The organism is Streptomyces sp. NBC_00663 (genome assembly GCF_036226885.1).
Taxonomy (GTDB): domain Bacteria; phylum Actinomycetota; class Actinomycetes; order Streptomycetales; family Streptomycetaceae; genus Streptomyces.
In genome coordinates this window covers 2717895-2731627 of the sequence record NZ_CP109027.1, presented here as the reverse complement: position 1 = coordinate 2731627, position 13733 = coordinate 2717895, and the positions used below count along the sequence as shown (strand labels likewise).

The 13733-nt window shown below is 70.3% G+C and carries 11 protein-coding genes; 9 read left to right on the top strand and 2 right to left on the bottom strand.

Annotation, left to right across the window (positions count from 1 at the left end; translation table 11 throughout):
- Positions 1 to 66 precede the first annotated feature (66 nt).
- The 8 genes from OG866_RS12105 to OG866_RS12070 all read left to right on the top strand — a co-directional run bounded on the left by OG866_RS12105 (position 67) and on the right by OG866_RS12070 (position 8613).
- Complete coding sequence (locus OG866_RS12105; RefSeq protein ID WP_329334123.1) at positions 67 to 1611, top strand: gamma-aminobutyraldehyde dehydrogenase; 1545 nt, start codon at positions 67 to 69, stop codon at positions 1609 to 1611.
- 52 nt (positions 1612 to 1663) lie between these two features.
- On the top strand, positions 1664 to 2911 hold the full coding sequence (locus OG866_RS12100) for a polyamine ABC transporter substrate-binding protein (protein WP_329334120.1): 1248 nt from the start codon (positions 1664 to 1666) through the stop codon (positions 2909 to 2911).
- On the top strand, positions 2908 to 4071 hold the full coding sequence (locus tag OG866_RS12095; protein WP_329334118.1) for an ABC transporter ATP-binding protein: 1164 nt from the start codon (positions 2908 to 2910) through the stop codon (positions 4069 to 4071). The genes OG866_RS12100 and OG866_RS12095 overlap by 4 nt, the downstream gene beginning before the upstream one ends.
- Complete coding sequence (locus OG866_RS12090) at positions 4071 to 5000, top strand: ABC transporter permease (protein ID WP_329334116.1); 930 nt, start codon at positions 4071 to 4073, stop codon at positions 4998 to 5000. The genes OG866_RS12095 and OG866_RS12090 overlap by 1 nt, the downstream gene beginning before the upstream one ends.
- Positions 5001 to 5801 (top strand): ABC transporter permease, encoded by an 801-nt coding sequence (locus OG866_RS12085; RefSeq protein WP_329334115.1) that lies wholly within the window; start codon positions 5001 to 5003, stop codon positions 5799 to 5801.
- 37 nt (positions 5802 to 5838) lie between these two features.
- The gene (locus tag OG866_RS12080) at positions 5839 to 7266 is read left to right on the top strand and encodes an NAD(P)/FAD-dependent oxidoreductase (protein ID WP_329334114.1); all 1428 of its coding nucleotides are present in this window, start codon (positions 5839 to 5841) and stop codon (positions 7264 to 7266) included.
- A gap of 161 nt (positions 7267 to 7427) precedes the next feature.
- Positions 7428 to 7874: a hypothetical protein gene (locus tag OG866_RS12075; RefSeq protein ID WP_329334113.1), complete on the top strand. Its 447-nt coding sequence runs from the start codon at positions 7428 to 7430 to the stop codon at positions 7872 to 7874.
- A 226-nt stretch (positions 7875 to 8100) separates the two neighbouring features.
- Positions 8101 to 8613 (top strand): GntR family transcriptional regulator, encoded by a 513-nt coding sequence (locus OG866_RS12070; protein ID WP_329334112.1) that lies wholly within the window; start codon positions 8101 to 8103, stop codon positions 8611 to 8613.
- Here OG866_RS12070 and OG866_RS12065 read toward each other — a convergent pair.
- Both OG866_RS12065 and gabT read right to left on the bottom strand, forming a co-directional pair.
- A complete protein-coding gene (locus OG866_RS12065; RefSeq protein ID WP_329344062.1) occupies positions 8555 to 9394 on the bottom strand; it encodes a phosphatase PAP2 family protein in 840 nt (279 codons plus the stop codon). The two genes, OG866_RS12070 and OG866_RS12065, sit on opposite strands and share 59 nt — an antisense overlap.
- Positions 9395 to 9624: 230 nt before the next feature.
- Positions 9625 to 10959 (bottom strand): 4-aminobutyrate--2-oxoglutarate transaminase, encoded by a 1335-nt coding sequence (gene gabT, locus OG866_RS12060; RefSeq protein WP_329334110.1) that lies wholly within the window; start codon positions 10957 to 10959, stop codon positions 9625 to 9627.
- A 262-nt stretch (positions 10960 to 11221) separates the two neighbouring features.
- On the opposite strand from gabT, the gene OG866_RS12055 reads away from it, so the two are divergent.
- Positions 11222 to 13666 carry an ATP/GTP-binding protein gene (locus tag OG866_RS12055; RefSeq protein WP_329334109.1) on the top strand — a complete coding sequence of 815 codons (2445 nt, stop codon included), beginning with the start codon at positions 11222 to 11224 and terminating at the stop codon, positions 13664 to 13666.
- Positions 13667 to 13733: the final 67 nt, after the last annotated feature.

The following is a 13733-nucleotide window of genomic DNA, read 5'->3' as shown; positions in this document are numbered from 1 at the left end:
CACTCAAATCGAGCTGGAGCTACGCCCACCGCCTGTGAACACGGGCCGGCGGCGGAGGAGAGCGACATGCACAACCCGGCCAGTGTCACCCCGCACCCTTCGGAGCGTTTCCCCGCGCAGGAGCGCCTGGCGGACGGCGCGCAGTTCATCGCGGGCCGGCTGACCAAGGGGACCTCCGGTCGTACACACGCGGTCGTCGACCCGGCGACCGGCGAGGAGGTGTACACCTACGAGCTGGCCGGCCCGGCGGACGTGGACGCGGCCGTCGCCGCCGCCCGCGCGGCGTTCCCCGGCTGGGCCGCCACGACCCCCGGCGAGCGCTCGGACGCACTCCATCGATTCGCCGCCGTGCTCGCCGAGCGGGCTGAGGAGTTCGCCCGTGCGGAGTCGCTCCAGTGCGGCAAGCCGCTCAAGCTGACGCGTGAGTTCGACGTCCCGGGGACGATCGACAACACCGCCTTCTTCGCCGGTGCCGCACGGCATCTCCAGGGGCAGTCCGCCGGGGAGTACTCCGGTGACCACACGTCCTACGTCCGCCGTGAACCCATCGGCGTCGTCGGGTCCATCGCGCCCTGGAACTATCCGCTGCAAATGGCCGCCTGGAAGATTCTTCCGGCCATCGCCGCCGGTAACACCATCGTGCTCAAGCCCGCCGAGCTCACGCCCCTGACCTCGCTGCTGTTCGCGCAGGCCGCCACCGACGCCGGTCTCCCCGACGGTGTCATCAACATCGTCACCGGGACGGGCAAGGAGGCCGGGGAGCATCTGGTCGGGCATCCCGACGTCGCGATGACCTCGTTCACCGGGTCCACCGCCGTCGGCAAGCGCGTCGCCGAGATCGCCACGGCCACCGTCAAGCGGATCCATCTGGAGCTGGGCGGCAAGGCTCCCTTCCTCGTCTTCGACGACGCCGACCTCGACGCCGCCGTCAACGGCGCCGTCGCGGGCGCGCTCATCAACACCGGCCAGGACTGCACGGCCGCCACGCGCGCGTATGTGCAGAGGCCGCTCTATGACGCGTTCGTCGAGCGGACGGCCGCCCTCATGGAGACCGTGCGGCTGGGTGATCCCTTCGCCGCCGGCACCGACCTCGGCCCGCTCATCTCGCACGTCCAGCGGGACCGGGTCGCCGCCTTCGTCGACCGTGCGCGTGCCTACGCGCGCGTGGTCACCGGCGGTGAGGCGCCGGAAGGGGAGCTCGCCAAGGGCGCCTACTACCGGCCCACCCTCGTGGCCGACGCCGCCCAGGACAGCGAGATCGTCCAGTCCGAGCTGTTCGGGCCGGTCCTTGTCGTCCTCCCCTTCGACAGCGACGACGAGGGGATCGCGCTCGCCAACGACACCCCGTACGGCCTCGCCGCCTCCGCCTGGAGCCGGGACGTCTACCGGGCCAACCGGGCCACGCGCGAGATCAAGGCCGGGTGTGTGTGGGTCAACGACCACATCCCGATCATCAGCGAGATGCCCCACGGCGGATACAAGGCGTCCGGCTTCGGCAAGGACATGTCCTCGTACTCGTTCGAGGAGTACACCCAGATCAAGCACGTCATGTTCGACAATACGGCGGTCGCCAGGAAGGACTGGCACCGCACGATCTTCGGGGACCGTTAGCTGAACCAGGCCGCCCGACCCGCGGCCGACCCTCCGAAAGGGCACCACGCGCATGGAGCAGTACGAGCCCGACCGCCTGAGCCCGGCCCAAGTGGCCGCCATGCGGCGCAGCTTCCGCAATGGCCGGGCCGCCATGACCCGGCGGTCCCTGCTGCGCGCCTCCGCGGGCGGCGCGCTCGCGGTCGGCGGCCTCGGGGCGCTGACCGGCTGCGGCATCCCCGCGGCCGGCAACACCCAGGGCGGCGTCTCCGCAGAGGACCACTCGGCCAAGGAGAAGGTCGTCAACTTCTCCAACTGGACCGAGTACATCGACGTGGACGAGAGCGAGAAGCACCACCCCACGCTCGACCAGTTCAAGCAGCGGACCGGAATCTCGGTCAAGTACACCGAGGACATCAACGACAACGTCGAGTTCTTCGGCAAGATCAAGCCGCAGCTGGCGGCGGGCCAGGACACCGGGCGCGACATCATCGTCCTCACCGACTGGCTCGCGGCCCGGCTGATCCGCCTCGGCTGGGTCCAGAAGCTGGACGCGTCGAACCTCCCGCACGCCTACGCCAACCTGTCGGCCCAGTTCCGCGACCCCGACTGGGACCCGGGACGTGCCTACAGCTACGTATGGCAGGGCATCTCGACCGTCATCGCCTACAACAAGAAGGCGCTGGACGGTGTGGAGGTGAAGTCGGTCTCCGACCTGCTCGACAACGCCAAGCTCAAGGGGCGCGTCGGCTTCCTCTCCGAGATGCGCGACAGCGTCGGCATGACCCTGCTCGACATGGGCAAAGACCCCGCGAACTTCACCACCGACGACTACGACGCGGCGATCGCCCGGATGCAGAAGGCCGTCGACAAGGGCCAGATCCGCCGCTTCACCGGCAACGACTACACCTCGGACCTGACCAGCGGCGACTTCGCGGCCTGTATCGCCTGGGCCGGTGACGTCGTGCAGCTGAAGGCCGACAGCCCGGACATCGACTTCATCATCCCGGACAGCGGATACATGACGTCGACCGACAACTTCCTGATCCCCAACAAGGCCCGGCACAAGACGAACGCCGAGCGGCTCATCGACTTCTACTACGAGCCGAAGCCGGCCGCCGAACTCGCCGCGTACATCAACTACGTGACGCCGGTCGACGGGGTGAAGACCGAGCTGGAGAAGCTCGACCCGGATGCGGCGAACAACCCGCTGATCATCCCGGACAAGGCCATGGCCGCGAAGTCCCACGCCTTCCGCTCGCTGAGCTCGAAGGAAGAGACCGAGTTCGAAGAGAAGTTCGCGAAGCTGACTGGGGCGTGACCACCGTGACGAACAAGAACGAAACCGGCGGGGACGTCCGCCTCTCGGGCATCAGCAAGACGTACGACAACGGCTTCACCGCCGTGCAGCCGCTCGATCTGACCGTGCCGCAGGGCTCCTTCTTCGCCCTGCTCGGCGCCTCGGGCTGCGGCAAGACCACCACCCTGCGGATGATCGCGGGCCTGGAGGAGCCGACGACCGGCACCGTGTTCCTCGGCGACCAGGAGGTCACCAACCTGCCGCCCTACAAGCGGCCGGTGAACACCGTCTTCCAGTCGTACGCTCTCTTCCCGCACCTCGACATCTTCGAGAACGTCGCCTTCGGTCTGCGCCGGCGCGGCATCAAGAGCGTGAAGAAGCAGGTCGAGGACATGCTGGAGCTCGTCCAGCTCGGCGAGCAGGCCCGCAAGAAGCCGCACCAGCTCTCCGGCGGCCAGCAGCAGCGCGTCGCCGTCGCCCGCGCCCTCATCAACCACCCCAAGGTGCTCCTCCTCGACGAGCCCCTCGGCGCCCTCGACCTCAAGCTGCGCCGTCAGATGCAGCTGGAGCTCAAGCGCATCCAGACCGAGGTCGGCATCACCTTCGTGCATGTCACGCACGACCAGGAGGAGGCCATGACCATGGCCGACACGGTCGCCGTGATGAACGCGGGCCGCGTCGAGCAGCTCGGCTCGCCGAGCGACCTCTACGAGAACCCGAACACGACCTTCGTCGCCAACTTCCTCGGCACCTCGAACCTGATCGAGGCCGAGGTCGACACCAAGAACGGCGACGACATCGTCCTGAAGGCCGGCGGCGGCAAGCTCGTCCTGCCCGAGGCGCGCTGCTCCGCGCCCACGACGACCGGCGGCAAGGTGCTGGTCGGCGTCCGCCCGGAGAAGATCTCCCTCACCCACGCCGACGACGCGGGCGAGATCCCCGAGGGCCGCAACCGCATCACCGGCAAGATCGCCCACAGCAGTTTCATCGGCGTCTCCACGCAGTACGTCATCGACAGCGCGGTCTGCCCCGAGTTCGAGGTCTACGTCCAGAACATCGAGCGCGACTCCCGGCTGACCCCGGGCGCCGACGTCGTCCTGCACTGGAGCCCGGCCCACACCTTCGGCCTCGACGCCGCTCAGGACATCGACGCCGGTGTCGAAGAAGGGGCGGCGGCCTGATGGCGACCCTCACCGAGGCGCCCCCGCCTCTCTCCCCGACGGCACCGGAGCAGAAGCCCCCGCGCAAGCGCGGCCGGCTCGTGCCGTACTGGCTGCTGCTGCCCGGCATGCTGTGGCTGGTCGTCTTCTTCGCGCTGCCGATGGTCTACCAGGCCTCCACGTCCGTGCAGACGGGCTCCCTGGAGGAGGGCTACAAGGTCACCTGGCACTTCGCCACCTACTGGGACGCCCTGTCCGAGTACTGGCCGCAGTACCTGCGCTCGATCCTCTACGCGGGCTCGGCGACGATCCTCTGCCTGATCCTCGGCTACCCGCTCGCGTACCTCATCGCCTTCCGGGCGGGCCGCTGGCGGAACCTGATCATGATCCTGGTGATCGCGCCGTTCTTCACCAGCTTCCTGATCCGCACCCTCGCCTGGAAGACGATCCTCGCGGACGGCGGCCCGGTCGTCGGGGCGCTCAACACCCTGCACGTCCTGGACGTCACCAGCTGGCTCGGCTGGACCACCGGCGACCGAGTGCTGGCCACGCCACTGGCGGTGGTCTGCGGTCTGACGTACAACTTCCTGCCGTTCATGATCCTGCCGCTGTACACCTCGCTGGAGCGCATCGACACCCGGCTCCACGAGGCCGCCGGTGACCTCTACGCCAAGCCGGTCACCACGTTCCGCAGGGTGACCTTCCCGCTGTCGATGCCGGGCGTCGTCTCCGGCACGCTGCTGACGTTCATCCCGGCGGCCGGTGACTACGTCAACGCGGACCTGCTCGGCTCGACCGACACCCGCATGGTCGGCAACGTCATCCAGTCCCAGTTCCTGCGGATCCTGGACTACCCGACGGCGGCGGCGCTCTCGTTCATCCTGATGGCCGCGATTCTCGCGATGGTCACGCTCTACATCCGCAAGTCCGGGACGGAGGATCTGGTTTAAATGGCCTTCGTCAACTGGTTCAAGCGCCATCTCGTCGTTATCGCGGGACTGCTGACACTCGGATATCTCCTGCTGCCGAACGTCGTCGTCACGGTGTTCTCCTTCAACAAACCGAAGGGGCGCTTCAACTACGAATGGCAGCAGTTCTCCACGGACGCCTGGAAGGACCCGTGCGGCGTCGCCGACATGTGCGGCTCGCTGTCGATCAGCCTCCAGATCGCGGCCCTCGCGACGATCGGCGCCACCATCCTCGGCACGATGATCGCCTTCGCCCTGGTCCGCTACCGCTTCCGCGCCCGCGGCGCCGTGAACTCGCTGATCTTCCTGCCGATGGCGATGCCCGAGGTCGTCATGGCCGCCTCGCTGCTCACCCTGTTCCTCAACATGGGCGCCCAGCTGGGCTTCTGGACGATCCTCATCGCCCACATCATGTTCTGCCTCAGCTTCGTCGTGACGGCGGTGAAGGCACGCGTGATGTCGATGGACCCGCGCCTCGAACAGGCGGCCCAGGACCTCTACGCGGGCCCGTTCCAGACCTTCGTCAGGGTCACCCTGCCGATCGCCGCCCCCGGAATCGCGGCGGGCGCGCTGCTCGCCTTCGCGCTCTCCTTCGACGATTTCATCATCACCAATTTCAACGCGGGCTCGACCGTCACCTTCCCCATGTTCGTCTGGGGCTCGGCACAGCGCGGCACACCCGTTCAGATCAATGTGATCGGTACGGCCATGTTCCTGGTCGCCGTACTGCTCGTCCTGACCTCTATGGTCATCAGCAATCGCCGCAACAAGCAAAAGGCATAGGCCTTTACTGCGTAGCGCTCTGTAGGGAGTTGAAATCATGGCCCCAAGCGCCATGAGCCGTGGCAGTCATTCGATCAAGGCACTTTCTGAAGCCCAGCCGGTCCCGTACTGGCTGGACGACCCCGGCAAGCCCCACCCCGAGCCCGCGCTCACCGGCCCCGAGACCTGCGACCTCCTGGTCGTCGGCGGTGGCTACAGCGGACTGTGGACCGCGCTCCTCGCCAAAGAGCGCGACCCGCAGCGGGACGTGGTCCTGCTGGAAGGCCGTGAGGTGGGCTGGGCCGCCTCGGGCCGCAACGGCGGCTTCTGCGCCGCCTCCCTCACCCACGGTCTGGGCAACGGGCTGACCCGCTGGCCGGACGAGATCCACCGGCTGGAGGAGCTGGGCGCCCGCAACCTCGACGAGATCGAGAAGGCGGTCGCCCGCTACTCCCTGGACTGCGACTTCGAGCGCACCGGCGAGATCGACGTCGCCACCGAGACGTACCAGGCGTGGGAACTGCGCGACTGGTACGAGGAGATGCAGCGCGAGGGTCTCGCCGACGGCGTGGAGTTCCTGGACGCGGAGGCGGTGCGGGAGCAGGTCGACTCACCGACGTTCCAGGCGGGACTGTACGACCGCCGAGGCGTCGCCATGCTCAACCCGGCGAAGCTCGCCTGGGGTCTGAAGCGGGCCTGTGCGCAACTCGGCGTCCGCGTGTACGAGCACACCCCGGCCCTGACACTCAGGCCGTACGGCGCCGGCATGGCCGTACGCACCCCCTACGGGTCGGTCCGCGCCCGCAAGGTCGCGCTCGGCACCAACATCTTCCCCAACCTGGTCAAGCGTGTGCGGTCGTACACCGTCCCGGTCTACGACTACGCGCTGATGACCGAGCCGCTGAGCGACGAGCGGCTCAAGGAGATCGGCTGGAAGAACAGACAGGGCCTCGGGGACTCGGCCAACCAGTTCCACTACTTCCGGCTCTCCGCCGACAACCGGATCCTGTGGGGCGGTTACGACGCCGTCTACCAGTACGGCGGTCGTGTCCGCGCCGAGTACGACGACCGGCCGGAGACCTACGCCAAGCTCGCCGACCACTTCTTCACCTGCTTCCCGCAGCTGGAGGGCGTCCGCTTCACGCACGCGTGGGGCGGCGCGATCGACACCTGCTCGCGCTTCTCGGCGTTCTTCGGCACCGCCCACCACGGCAACGTCGCCTACGCGGCGGGCTATACGGGCCTCGGTGTCGGCGCGACCCGGTTCGGCGCGGACGTCATGCTGGACCTGCTGGACGGTGAGGTCACCGAACGGACCTCCCTGGAGATGGTCCGCAAGAAGCCGCTGCCCTTCCCGCCCGAGCCGTTCGCCTGGACCGGCATCGCGCTGACCAAGTGGTCGCTCGCGCGCGCGGACTCGCACGGCGGGCGGCGCAACCTGTGGCTGAAGACCATGGACCGGCTGGGACTGGGCTTCGACAGCTGAGCCCCGTTCTTCGGGGGCGCGTTCGGCGGTGCCGGGGGCGCATTCGGCGTGTGATCCAGTTCACTCCAACAAGGTGCCGAAACCCGCGTAATGCCAGGCCCGGACCTCCCTCTCCCTCGTGGACGCGCTCCGCGTCCACGGAGGAAAAGGGAGGTCCCCTCATGACTGGGGCGAAGACGGCGGTCGAGTGGCTGGCATCCGTGGCTCCGGATCCCGAGGCCTGCCGGTGGGAGTGGGAACGCAACCCCCTCGGGGTCGCGCTGCTGCCCGCCGGCAAGGCCTGGGACGTGCTCATCCTGCCGGGCGAGCTCGGCTACCCCACGCTCGACGTCCTCACCCGCATCATCGACCAGCCCGGTCCGGTGCTGGTCGACTTCGGTGACGCGCGGATGGGGTTCCTCGTGCCGCCCGGCACGGCCGCGCGCTGGGTCGGCACGGGCATCCGCACGGCCGGTGCGGGCACCTGGATCGTCGTGCCGTATCCCGGACGCTCCACCGGCGGGGTCCGCTGGCTGGTCCCGCCCGACGGCTCAGGCACCCTGACCGATCCGGCGCTCCTCGAACTGGCGATGCACGAGGCGGCGGCGGGGCTGGCCACGGACGACTGAGGCTGACCCCGCCCGAGGGGCGCACTGTCACGCGGGCTGTCACATTCCCCCTTCCCGACAGCACACCGTGACACCGTGACGCCTCTTCACGCGTCCTTCGTCCGACATCTCGTCGGCCGCCCGTGCGGCCGACGCGGACAACCGCCCGAAGAGGCGGTCTCCGACTGCCTCGGGACGACTACCTTGATACGGCCGGAATCCTGACGACGCGAAGGAGCCGGGCCGTATGACCGACATAGACAGCCAGTTCCTGCGCGGCCTGTTCGACGAGGAAGGCAGCCTGTACGCGGGGCGCGGGACGGCGCTGTACCGCCTCTACGGCGTCGAGGGCCTGCTGTACGTCGGCATCTCCACCTGTCCGCTCACCCGTGTCCGCACCCATCTGCGCGACAAGCCGTGGGGTCCCGATGTCATCGGCATCAGGATCGAGTACCCGGCCGACGCGGAGGAGGCCGAGCGGCACGCCATCCGGTCCGAGCGGCCCCGCCACAACGACACGTACAACGGCCGCCCCGAGGAGCTCTGGACCCGGCTGGCCGACCGTCTCCGCGCCGACATCACGGCGGGCCGGATGCTCCCGGGCGAACGGCTGCCGAGCCCGAGGAGGCTCGCCGCGTCGGAGGGCGTCGCGGTGTGGGTCGGCGAGCGCGCCTACCAGGTCCTCAGGGAACGCGGGCTGGTCAGGGCCGTTCCGCGGAAGGGCTGGGTGGTGGCTGCCGGTCGGGGCCCCACCGACTGAGGAAGAGCCACAGCGACCCGAGCAGCACCGCGCACAGGAACCAGCTGGCGACGACGTCCAGCGGCCAGTGGTAGCCCCGGCGGACCAGCCCGAAGGAGACGCCGAGCACGACGAGGGCGCAGAGCGCGACGAGGGTGCGGCGGGCCCACGCTGTTCGGAGCCACGGCAGGAGCAGCAGCGTCGCGGAGCCGTAGGCGACGGCTGCCGTGGCGGTGTGGCCCGAGGGGTAGTAGCCGTCGCCGGGCGGCACGACGTGGGTGCCGTGGCGGGCGGTGAGTTCCTTGAGCGGGATGATCAGCGCCGGGACCAGGGCCATCAGAACGGCCGCGGCGGTGGCCGGTACCCACCAGCGGTCCGTGCCGGTACGCCGGGCGCGCAGAGCCGCGTACACCAGGACGACGGCGAGGACCGGCACCGCCACCTGGATGTTGCCCAGGTCGGAGAGGAGTTCGCAGGCGCGGTCCGGGTGGAGGAGGGCGCGGCTGACGCGCTCGTCCAGGCGGAGCAGGGGGCCGTCGGCCACGACCTGCCAGGTGATCAGCGCGAAGAGGAGGGCCGGAAGCCCGAGAAGGAGGGAGGACCCAAGAAAGGAGGTCGGCCGCCCCGGAACAGGGGGGGTGGTTCCGGGGCGGCCGTCCGGACCGGATCGTCGCGCGCCCCGGGGGGTTTGGGGCGCGTGACCGTCCGATCGGTGAGGAGATCCGGAGCCGGAGGCTCCGGTTGTGTGCGCGAGGGCACGACCAGGTCGAAGCTGGGGAGGCCCCGGCCTGATGTCGCCCACAGTCCCCTGTGGGCGGGGTGTATCTCTCATCTGGGTAGAACCTACGGCAGCGAGTGGGGGTACGACAGCCGGAATCGGCTCCTGCCATGCACCCCGCACACCTTCTTCACACCCTCTGCCGTCGGCCGCCCCAGACCCGGAATCCGCTGTGCGTTCACGCCGGGGACGGCTGTGAAAAGAGGGGTTTCGCCTCGGCTGGTCGCCTGAGCTGCTCGCCTGAGCTGGTCGCCTCAGATGCGGGTGAAGGCCTGCTCGATGATGTCGAGGCCCTCGTTGAGGAGGTCCTCGCCGATGACCAGCGGGGGCAGGAAGCGCAGCACGTTGCCGTAGGTGCCACAGGTGAGGACCAGCAGGCCCTCCTGGTGGCAGGCCTTGGCGAGGGCGGCGGTGGCCTCCGCGTTCGGCTCCTTGGTGGCGCGGTCCTTCACCAGCTCGATGGCGATCATCGCGCCACGGCCGCGGACGTCACCGATGATGTCGAACTTCTCGGCCATGGCCCCGAGGCGGGCCTTCATGATCGCCTCGATGTTCTTCGCCCTGGCGTTGAGGTCGAGCTCCTTCATCGTCTCGATGGAGCCGAGCGCACCGGCGCAGGCGACGGGGTTGCCGCCGTACGTACCGCCGAGCCCACCGGAGTGCGCGGCGTCCATGATCTCGGCGCGGCCGGTGACGGCGGCGAGCGGCAGGCCGCCCGCGATGCCCTTGGCGGTGGTGATCAGGTCCGGGACGATGCCCTCGTCCTCACACGCGAACCACTGCCCCGTACGGCAGAAACCGCTCTGGATCTCGTCGGCGACGAAGACGATGCCGTTGTCGGCGGCGAACTGGCGGATGGCCGGCAGGAAGCCCTTCGCGGGCTCGATGAAGCCGCCCTCGCCGAGCACCGGCTCGATGATGATCGCGGCGACGTTGTCCGGGCCGACCTGCTTGGTGATCTGGTCGATGGCCTGCGCGGCGGCCTCGGGGCCGGCGTTCTCGGCACCGGTCGGCCAGCGGTAGCCGTAGGCGACCGGCACGCGGTACACCTCGGGGGCGAACGGCCCGAAGCCGTGCTTGTACGGCATGTTCTTCGCCGTCAGCGCCATGGTGAGATTCGTACGCCCGTGGTACCCGTGGTCGAACACGACGACGGCCTGCCGCTTGGTGTACGAACGCGCGATCTTGACGGCGTTCTCGACGGCCTCGGCGCCGGAGTTGAACAGGGCGCTCTTCTTGGCGTGGTCACCGGGGGTCAGCTCGGCGAGAGCCTCGGCGACCTCCACGTACCCCTCGTACGGCGTCACCATGAAACAGGTGTGGGTGAAGTCGGCGAGCTGGGCGCTCGCACGGCGTACGACGGCCTCGGCGGAGGCGCCGACGCTGGTCACCGCGATGCCGGAGCCGAAGTCGATGAGCCGGTTGCCGTCGACGTCCTCGATGATGCCGCCGCCCGCCCGCGCGGTGAACACGGGCAGCACCGAGCCCACGCCCTGCGCGACCGCTTCGAGACGGCGGGCCTGCAACTCCTGCGACTTCGGGCCGGGGATGGCGGTGACGATCCGGCGCTCCTGCGGAAGTGCGCTCATGAGGGGCTCCTGGGGGTATTGCGGATGCTTTCTTGTCTTTTCTCGCAGGCTAGGGCGGGGAGCGGAGGGTGGGCATGCTCCATGTGGGCGGTGTCAGGGGCACGGGTTGTCCGTGGTGGACATAGCGGAGCCGCGGGCGGGCTTCGCACCGCCGGGCGCCGGGCAAAGGCCGTAGCGGCCGCGTAAGCGGTGAACTCCCCTTGTGGGGGCGTTAGATTGGCCGCTGACGGTGGACGGAACGGCTGGTCAGGGAGCAGGGGCGATGGACAGCGACGGGACGCAGGACGCTCGGGGTACGCATGCGAACCCGGTGCCGCGTCCGGCGGGGCCACCGGACGCGCCGCGGGTGCCGCCGCAGCCGGGGCAGAGCCCGGGCACGCTGGTGGCCAACTGGCTGAACGAGAAGCGGCCCGCGGCGGAGCCCGGTATCTGGCGGTTCGGGTACCAGCGGCCGAAGGCGGCCCGGAAGGCGGAGCGGCTCTCCCCGGTGACCGTCGCGGGCATGCTGATCCCCCTCGTCGTCGGCCTCGTGGTCTGGTCCTTCTGGCGGCGGGGCGAGGTGCCGTACGAGTTCACGGTGCTCAGGCTGTTCACGCCGGACGACTGGTGGTGGGGCGGCACCCTGGCCTCGCCCAAGCAGCTGGCGGGGGAGGCGGTGCCCTATCCGGGTGTGGAGGCGCTGGAGGTCTACAGCGGTATCTCCTTCGCCGTGCTCGTCTACGTGGTGATCCGGCTCGGAGGCTGGGCCGTCGTCGCCCGGCACTTCGTCGGCCGCAAGGCGCAGCCCGCGCGGGCCCTCATCGCCGCCCTGATCGCGCTCATCGCGCTCAGCCTCGTCTTCCCGGGCGCCTTCCCCGGCGTCGGCTGGGACCCGGTACCCGTCGTCACCCCGCTGTTCTCCCTGCTCGTGCTGATCACCGACGGGTACGGGGTCTACGAGTCGCCGTCCAAGCAACTCCTCGACACGGTCGTCGTCCTCCTCGTCCTGTGGCCCTTCGCCCGCCTCGGCGCCTGGCTCCCCCTGGCCCGGACCTGGCTCGCCGACCGGCGCCGCGCCGCGCACGGCCAGGACCCGGCCGGGGTGACCGAACAGCCCCGCGCCCGCTGGCCCGAGCTGCGCGAGGCCGGTCAGCACCAGGCCGCCGAGCTGCTCGCCGCCGAACTGCTCGCCGGGCGGATGAACGACGTGGACTGCGCCCGCATCGAACGCGGCTGGACCCGGGCCCGACGGCTGGGCCGGCTCGCCGACTTCACGGACACGGTCCTGAGGCAGGGCGCCGCCGCCTTCACCCACCCCTCGGGCGCCCGCGACCTCACCCACCGCGCCGCCCGCCACGACCTGCTCACCGGACAGGTCCGCATCGGCCGGTGGACCGAGGCCGAGCGGACCCCCCTGGCGTACGGCGGGGTCGGCGCCGCCCTCGGCCCGGAGACCCTGCGCACCTCGCTCCTGGTCGTCGGCCCGTCCGGCGCCGGCAAGACCCGGCAGGTGATCGCCCCGGTCACCGAGACCCTGGCCCTCCAGGCCCTCACCGGGAGCTGCGCCGTCGTCGTGGTGAGCGGCGCCGGCACCCCGCTCGGGCCCGACACCGCCTACGACGTGGTCGTCCGCGTCGGCGACCCCGCCTCCGTGCACGACCTCGACCCCTACGCCGAGGTCGACGATCCCGACGAGGCGGCCGGGTTCCTCGCCGAGGCGCTGGCCGGCGACCTCGACACCATGGGCGCCGAGCGCGCCGTACGGCCGCTCGCCCAGCTGCTGGGCCCCTACCGGGCGGCGTACGGCCGCTTCCCGAGCCTGCCCGTCCTGCGGGAGCTGCTGGAGGGCGACCCGGCCACCCTCGCCGACGTGCGCGAACGGCTGGCCGGGGACCGCCACACGGCGATGCGCCGCGAGCTCGACGCCCGCGTCCGGCAGGCCGGCGCCCCCGGCGACCCGGGCCCGGCGCTCGCCGACCGGCTCGCCCTGCTCGACCGGCCCGCGTTCGACGGCTTCTTCGGCTCGGGCAGCGGTTCGGGGACTGGTTCGGGCAGTCGCTCGGGTGACGGCTCGGGTGGCGACATCCGTCCGTTCTCTCTTCGTGCCGTCGCTCACCACCCACTGCGGGTCCGTATCGACCTGCCCCGGCACGGCCACGAGGAGGCCGCGCGGCTGATCGCCCGGCTGGTGCTGGCCCAGTTCGCGCGGGTCGCCGAGGAAGGCGAAGGCACCCGCGACCACTTCGTGGGCCTCGTCCTCGACGACGCCACCGGCACCGTCACCCCCGGGTCGCTGCGCCGGATCCAGCGGCTGCGCTCGCGGAACGCCGGAGTCGTGCTGGCGCTGCGCTCGGTCTCCGACGTCCCCGAGGCCCTGCACGGGCCGCTGTACGGGGCCGTCGGCTGCCGGATGGCCCTGTCCGGGGTGACGACCTGGGACGGCGGCCGCTTCGCCGAGGCCTGGGGCACGGAGTGGGTGGAGACCAAGGACGTCGCCCAGCACACCGTCTTCGCCGACCAGCCGATGACCCGGGTCATGCACGCCCTGCGCAAGCTGGTCACCGGCAAGGCCGTCACCACGGAGGCCGTGACCGTGCGCCAGGTCGAGCGGGAGCGCTGGTCAGCGTCCGAGCTGGCGCACGCGGTGCCGCCCGGGCACGCGGTGCTGTCGCTGACCGACGTCAAGGGGGAGCACACTCCGCCCCTGCTGGTCGACCTCAGAGGCTGAGGGGCTGAGGGGCTGAGGGGCTGAGGGGCTGAGGGGCTGAGCGGGACCGTACGGTGAGGCAGAATCG

What these genes read in the sequence shown, in the direction of transcription:
- OG866_RS12105 (WP_329334123.1), top strand. Translation starts at nt 67, where the DNA reads ATGCACAACCCGGCCAGTGTCACCCCGCACCCTTCGGAGCGTTTCCCC.
- OG866_RS12100 (WP_329334120.1), top strand. Translation starts at nt 1,664, where the DNA reads ATGGAGCAGTACGAGCCCGACCGCCTGAGCCCGGCCCAAGTGGCCGCC.
- OG866_RS12090 (WP_329334116.1), top strand. Translation starts at nt 4,071, where the DNA reads ATGGCGACCCTCACCGAGGCGCCCCCGCCTCTCTCCCCGACGGCACCG.
- OG866_RS12085 (WP_329334115.1), top strand. Translation starts at nt 5,001, where the DNA reads ATGGCCTTCGTCAACTGGTTCAAGCGCCATCTCGTCGTTATCGCGGGA.
- OG866_RS12080 (WP_329334114.1), top strand. Translation starts at nt 5,839, where the DNA reads ATGGCCCCAAGCGCCATGAGCCGTGGCAGTCATTCGATCAAGGCACTT.
- OG866_RS12075 (WP_329334113.1), top strand. Translation starts at nt 7,428, where the DNA reads ATGACTGGGGCGAAGACGGCGGTCGAGTGGCTGGCATCCGTGGCTCCG.
- OG866_RS12070 (WP_329334112.1), top strand. Translation starts at nt 8,101, where the DNA reads ATGACCGACATAGACAGCCAGTTCCTGCGCGGCCTGTTCGACGAGGAA.
- gabT (WP_329334110.1), bottom strand. Translation starts at nt 10,959, where the DNA reads ATGAGCGCACTTCCGCAGGAGCGCCGGATCGTCACCGCCATCCCCGGC.
- OG866_RS12055 (WP_329334109.1), top strand. Translation starts at nt 11,222, where the DNA reads ATGGACAGCGACGGGACGCAGGACGCTCGGGGTACGCATGCGAACCCG.